A 6,286-nucleotide genomic window follows, 5' to 3' on the forward strand; every position below is an offset into this window, starting at 1 on the left:
GCCATGTCGAGCTTGCCCGCGACGGCGATCGCTTCGCGCTGCAGGACCCGGGCGCGAAGGTCGAGCCGTCGTAACCATTGCGCCCGCCGCCTGTGCCCACGGCACCTGCTCCGTCCGGCCCCGATCGGTCAGCCAAAGCAAAAAAGGGCGACAGATTGTTCTGCCGCCCTCTTGTTGTCGATCAGGAAGAAGAACCTACTTCAGGTTGCTCATCGCTGTCAGGTCGGCCGAGAGCTTGGCGATGCCAGCCGTGCCGCACCAGTTCGAGCCCACGCCGGTCGGATTGATCGGAGTCACGTTGGTCGTTCCGGTACCGTTGAACGTGCTGGTAAAGGCATTGCAATTACCCTTCGAGAGGTCGGTGTCGGAGTAGCGCAGATCGAGCGTGAACACCTTATAGGTGAAGCCAATGCCGATGTTCCAGGTATCGTAGTCCGCATACTTGATGCCTGACGGGAATGCCGCGACACCGTAGAATGCGTCGGTGGTTCCGAGCCATTGCCGGCCGAACTCGCCGGACACATACAGGCCCACGCCGCTGCTGCCGAATACGGTGCTCGGCGCGGTGTATTTGCCGGTGATCGATGCGTAGTCACCCCACGCACCGGAGTTCAGGAAGTTCGGCGAATAATACTCGTTCACCCCGAATGCCCAGTTGTCATTGATGGTGTAGTTGAGCTTGCCGTAGACTTCCATGAAGCTGACGTTCTTCTTCATGACGTTGCCGTCTCCAAGGAAGATCGTCGTTGTGCTGACAGGGCACACATTGCCACCGGGAACGGCAACGCCACCGGGAAAGAGAGTTACGACGTTATCAGCGCAGCTCCCACCCGGATAAAGGTAGCCCCAGACACCGAAATCGAACGCCGCGGCCCCGAAGGTCGGACGAATACCGCCGTAGACGTCCACTTCCGCGGCGGCGCGGTTCGCGAACGAAATGCTTTCGGCTGACGTGCCAACATAGAGCTGCAGGTCCTTGGTGACATTGTAGCGCGGCTCGAAATAGGCCGCGACCGAGGCTTGATGATTGGATTGCGTCACCCCGCGGAAGATGTAGTCGTTCATAATCGCGCTGCCGAAGGCGAGATCCCAGGGATCGAACGCCGCCGGCGGCGGTGCCTTGACCGCCTTCAGCGGCATGTCCGCGGCCATGGCAGCCCCCGATACCATTGCCAGAGCCGACGCCAACAAAACCATCTTCTTCATTTGGATCCCCATCACCATCAGTCCAACTTGGCTGGCCCTGAGGCCCCCGGAGGACGAGCATTAACCAACTGCACAACTATTTCTTAACTCCGCCCCAATCTGAAACTTACCGCCGCCGCCGTGAAGCAAAAAAGTCAATCAAATGCCGCTTTAATAGGCTAAATGGGTACTTCTTTGAAATGTTGTCGGCGTGTGTTGCATTCTGACAACAACTTCGGAGGCGAAATGTCGTCCAGCGCACGCTCCAGGGGGGTTGGCGCAACAGCCTTGCGGATGCTTACGCGAATCGGCAGGCCGCCAAAAAGCAAAGGCCGCAGCGTCTGGCGCTGCGGCCCTGAGCCCTGGCTTGGCCGGGACCCGGTTCGCTATGCGTCGCTATCCCCGCCCGAGGGCGCTGGGCTTGACGGCGCATGGTCATCCGAATGCTCCCAGGACGGAGCGGGGCTGGCTTCAGGGGGACTGGGAGCCGCCCAGCTGGGGGCGGGCGCAGGGGCCGGAGCTGCCGCGGGCTTCGATGCGGCAGGCTTGGGTCTGGCACGCTTGGGCGTGGCGGGCTTGGGCGCGGGGGGCGTGGCGGGTTTGGAAGCGGCAGGTGGGGGAGCGGCCGCTTCGGGAGCCGGAGCAACCTTCTTGGCCGGGCTCTTGTACGCTGGGCTCTTGGCGGCCTTCTTGGCCGGTTTCTTCGGCGCCGCCGACTTGGATTTCTTGCCGTAGGTCTTGGCAGCCTTCTTGGCTTTTTTCGCCTTCTTTTTGCCTTTAGCCATTGTGATCCTCCTGTTGCCGCCGATCGTGTCGATCGGGCGTTTCAGGCCGTCCGCCTCATGCGCGGGGCCGATCGATCAGTTCAATCCTGGCCGGGGACCGCCTGTCGCCCAGTCGAGAAGCTCAATCGTGTGGACCACAGGAACGGACGTGCCGCCGGCAATCTGCACCATGCATCCAATATTGCCCGCGGCGATCATGTCCGGCTTGACCATCGCTAAATTGGCGACCTTGCGATCGCGCAATCTGCCCGCAATGTCAGGCTGGAGAATGTTGTAGGTCCCCGCCGAACCGCAACACAAATGGCTCTCGGGCACATCTTTCACCACGAATCCAATCTTGGAAAGCAATTCTTTCGGAAGCTGTGTAATTTTCTGTCCATGTTGCAGCGAACATGCCGAGTGATAGGCGACGACAATGTCGCTGTGTTGCCGCTGACGCTTTAGGCCGATGCCGTCGACATATTCGGTGATGTCCCTGGCCAGCGCTGAAATCCGTGCGGCGGGGCCGGCGAAATCGCGGTCCTCGCGCAGCATGAAGCCGTAGTCCTTGATCACCGTGCCGCAGCCCGATGTCGTGATCAGAATGGCGTCGAGACCGTTAAGCTCGGCCTCCGCGAGCCAGACGCCGATGTTGGCGCGGGCGCGCTCCAGTGCGTCGCCGTCGCGCCCGAGGTGATGGGTCAGCGCGCCGCAACACTGCTCATCCTTGACCAGCACGACTTCGATACCGTGGCGGGTCAACAGGTTGATGGCGGCCTGATTGATACGCGGCGCCAGCACCTGCTGGGCGCAGCCCTGCAGCAGGGCGACGCGGCCCCGGCTCTCGCCGAGCGCCGGAAAAACGCTTCCGGCGGCGGGTCCCCGTTGCGGCAGGCCGCGCGGCGCAAGGGCCAGCATCGCCTTGATGCGCTGCAATAAAGTCGGTATTGCCGATGCGGTTTTGGGGCTCGGGAGCAGGGCTGCCAGCGGCCGGCCAAACCGCGCCAGGATCATGCTCAAGCGAAACAGGTCGGGGCGCGGCAGGATATAGGCGAGAGCCGCGCGCAGCATTCGTTCGGTCAGCGGCCTTAAATATTCGTCCTCGATGCGCACCCGCGCCTGATCGACAAGATGCATGTAGTTCACACCCGACGGACAGGTCGTCATGCAGGCGAGGCAGGAAAGGCAGCGGTCGATATGCTTGACCACCTCTGGTGTCGGCGGCCGGTCCTTTTCCAGCATCTCCTTGATCAGGTAGATCCGGCCGCGCGGACTATCGAGTTCGTCGCCGAGCAGCACGTAGGTCGGACAGGTCGCGGTGCAAAAACCGCAGTGAACGCAGGCGCGCAGGATCTTGTCGGCCTCCGCTATATCGGGATCGGCGAGCTGAGCGAGGCTGAATTCGGTTTTCATGCCGCCGGTCCCCTGGTCAGCCGGCCGCGATTGAGAATGTGCTTCGGATCGAAGCTGTCGCGCACCCGTTCGCTTAAGGTAGCAAGGCCGCCAGGCTGGGGATGAAACACATCGACGTGGCGCCGGACTTCCTCGGCGGCGCGAACGAGGGTGGCGTGGCCGCCGGCGGCATCGACGCGCGCGCGCACCATTGCCGCCTGGGCGTCCGGTTTGGGAGGCAACGCCGCCCATATCAGGCCACCGCCCCAGTCGTAGATCACATCGCCGCCGGTACCCCGCGCGAGTGCCTGGCCGAGCGCGCCGCCCGAGGCCGGCGGACAGACGATCCGCCACACCGGCCACATGCCGAGCGCCCCGTCGGCCGCGAACGGGCGAACATCGCGAACCGAGGTCCAGACCCCCTCGGAGGCGGCATCCTGCAGGATTTCCGCCGCCCCAAATCGCGCAAGCAGTCTGCCCAGCGCGGCCGCGCGATGGGTCACGGATGCCGGAATGCCCTCCAGCCGCAGCAAGGTGACCGCCTCGCGCTGATTTCCCAGGGCGCCAAGCCCGCCAAAATCAGCTGGAAATGCCGAGCTCGGTACGTGCGCCGCGCCCGACACATCGAAGGGCGAGCCCAGCGCGGCCGTCATCGCCCGGTTGGCGGTGACGTCATCGAGCCCGCGCAGCAGCAGCGTGCGCTCGCTTTCCGGCTTCGGCATGACCTTCAAAGTCACTTCCGTCATCACCGCCAGCGTGCCCCAGGACCCCGCCAGCAGCTTGCAGAGATCGTAGCCGGTGACGTTCTTCACTACCCGGCCGCCGGCCTTGAAGCTGTCGCCAAAACCCGACACCGCATGCGCCCCCAACAGATGGTCGCGCGCGGCTCCGGCTTTGATGCGGCGCGGACCGGCGAGGCCGGCACCGATCATGCCGCCGATGGTGCCGCGGCTTGGACCGCCCAACAGCGCCGCGGTATCGATCGGCTCGAAGGCAAACTGCTGGTTTTTGGAGTCGATCAGCGATTTGACGTCGGCGAGCGGCGCCCCGGCCTGCACGGTGATGATCAGTTCGTTCGGTTCGTAGCACGTCACCGCATTCAGCGCCGACAGATCGAGCAGCGCGTTGGTCGCGATCGGCTGGCCGATCTGCCGCTTGGAGCCATGGCCTATGATTTCCAGCGGCTGCTCGCTGGCGACAGCCGCGCGCACGGCCTGCTCGACGTCCCGCGCGTCACGTACTCTCATTGTGTCCACGGTCTTCAAAACCTCGGCAGATCCGGGAAGGCCAGCTGGCCGGCATGGACGTGCATGCGGCCGAGTTCGGCGCAGCGGTGCAGGGTCGGAAAGACCTTGCCGGGGTTGAGCAACCCCTTGGCGTCGAAGGCGCATTTCAGCCGCTGCTGCGCCTTCAGATCGATCTCGCTGAACATCTCCGGCATCAAATCGCGCTTCTCGATGCCGACGCCATGCTCGCCGGTGAGAACCCCGCCGAGCTCGACGCAAACCCGCAGGATATCGGCGCCGAAGGCTTCGGCGCGCTCCATTTCGCCTGGCTTGTTGGCATCGTACAGGATCAGCGGATGCAGATTGCCGTCGCCGGCGTGAAACACATTGGCGACGCGCAGATCGTGCTTGGCCGAGAGGTCGCGGATGCGCGCCAGGGCCTCCGGCAATTTGCCGCGCGGGATGGTGCCGTCCATGCAGAGATAATCCGGCGAAATCCGTCCCACCGCCGGAAAGGCCGCCTTGCGGCCGGCCCAGAACAGGTTGCGCTCGGCCTCCGAGGCGGAGATCCGGCAGGTGGTCGAGCCGCACGCCAGCGCGATCGCCTCGACCCGGTTGATCAGTTCATCGACTTCGACGCCGGGGCCATCGAGCTCGATGATCAGGAGCGCCTCGACGTCGAGCGGATAGCCGGCATGGACAAAGGCCTCGGCAGCGTGGATCGCCGGCCTGTCCATCATCTCCATGCCGCCCGGAATGATCCCGGCGCCGATGATGCGCGCCACGCATTCGCCGGCCGCCTCGACCTGCGCGAAACCGACCATCAGCGCGCGCGCCGTCTCCGGCTTCTGCAAAATCCGCACGGTAATTTCGGTGATGACGCCGAGCAGGCCCTCGGAACCGGTGATGATCCCCATCAGGTCGTAGCCGCCGGCCTCGGCGCACTTGCCGCCGACCCGGATGATTTCACCCGTGATCAGCACGATTTCGCAGCCCAGTATGTTATTGGTGGTCATGCCGTATTTCAGGCAGTGCACGCCGCCGGAATTTTCCGCGACATTGCCGCCGATCGAGCAGGCAATCTGCGACGACGGGTCGGGGGCATAATAGAATCCTTCGTGCGCGACCGCCTGGCTGATGGCGAGATTGGTCACCCCCGGCTCGGTCACCACCGCGCGGTTGTCGAAATCGATCTCGCGGATGCGCTTGAATTTGCCTAAGCCCAGCAGCACGCCGTCGGCCAGCGGCAGCGCGCCGCCGGACAGCGAGGTGCCGGAGCCGCGCGGCACGACTTTTATGCCTTGCTCGAAGCAATATTTGAGCACCTGCGAGACTTGCTCGGTGGTATCCGGCAGCACCACCACCATCGGCGGCTGCCGATAGGCCATCAGGCCGTCGGACTCGTAAGGCACCATTTCGGCCGCGCTGTCGATCACGCCCTCGCCCGGCACGATCGCGCGCAGCGCCGCTACGATGGTCTCGCGGCGGTCGAGAACGGCCTGATCCGATGCCGGCATTAGTATGGTCATGGGCGTTACTCCCGGGCGGCCGCTTGTCGCCAAACGTCCGCGCTTTACCTGTTTTCCCGGCAAATCAAGCACGTCCGCCGCGCGTTGGGTAGCTCGCCGATGGTGGCCCCAACTCTCTCACTCCCTCTCCCCGCTTCTTTAGCGCGGGAGAGGGTGGGGTGAGGGGACCACTCGGGCGGTCCCGATGCGG

The 6,286-nt window shown here is 64.1% G+C and carries 4 protein-coding genes; all 4 read right to left on the minus strand.

What is annotated here, in order from left to right:
• Positions 1-195: 195 nt before the first annotated feature.
• Positions 196-1,206: a TorF family putative porin gene (locus tag ABSG20_RS30855; protein ID WP_423868238.1), complete on the minus strand. Its 1,011-nt coding sequence runs from the start codon at positions 1,204-1,206 to the stop codon at positions 196-198.
• 839 nt (positions 1,207-2,045) lie between these two features.
• Positions 2,046-3,362 carry a glycolate oxidase subunit GlcF gene (gene glcF / locus ABSG20_RS30860; RefSeq protein ID WP_423868239.1) on the minus strand — a complete coding sequence of 439 codons (1,317 nt, stop codon included), beginning with the start codon at positions 3,360-3,362 and terminating at the stop codon, positions 2,046-2,048.
• The gene (locus ABSG20_RS30865; protein ID WP_423868240.1) at positions 3,359-4,597 is read right to left on the minus strand and encodes an FAD-binding protein; all 1,239 of its coding nucleotides are present in this window, start codon (positions 4,595-4,597) and stop codon (positions 3,359-3,361) included. The genes glcF and ABSG20_RS30865 overlap by 4 nt, the downstream gene beginning before the upstream one ends.
• Positions 4,598-4,602: 5 nt before the next feature.
• The gene (locus ABSG20_RS30870) at positions 4,603-6,096 is read right to left on the minus strand and encodes an FAD-linked oxidase C-terminal domain-containing protein (RefSeq protein ID WP_423868241.1); all 1,494 of its coding nucleotides are present in this window, start codon (positions 6,094-6,096) and stop codon (positions 4,603-4,605) included.
• Positions 6,097-6,286 lie beyond the last annotated feature (190 nt).

This window comes from Bradyrhizobium sp., from assembly GCF_049512235.1.
Classification (GTDB): Bacteria; Pseudomonadota; Alphaproteobacteria; order Rhizobiales; family Xanthobacteraceae; genus Bradyrhizobium.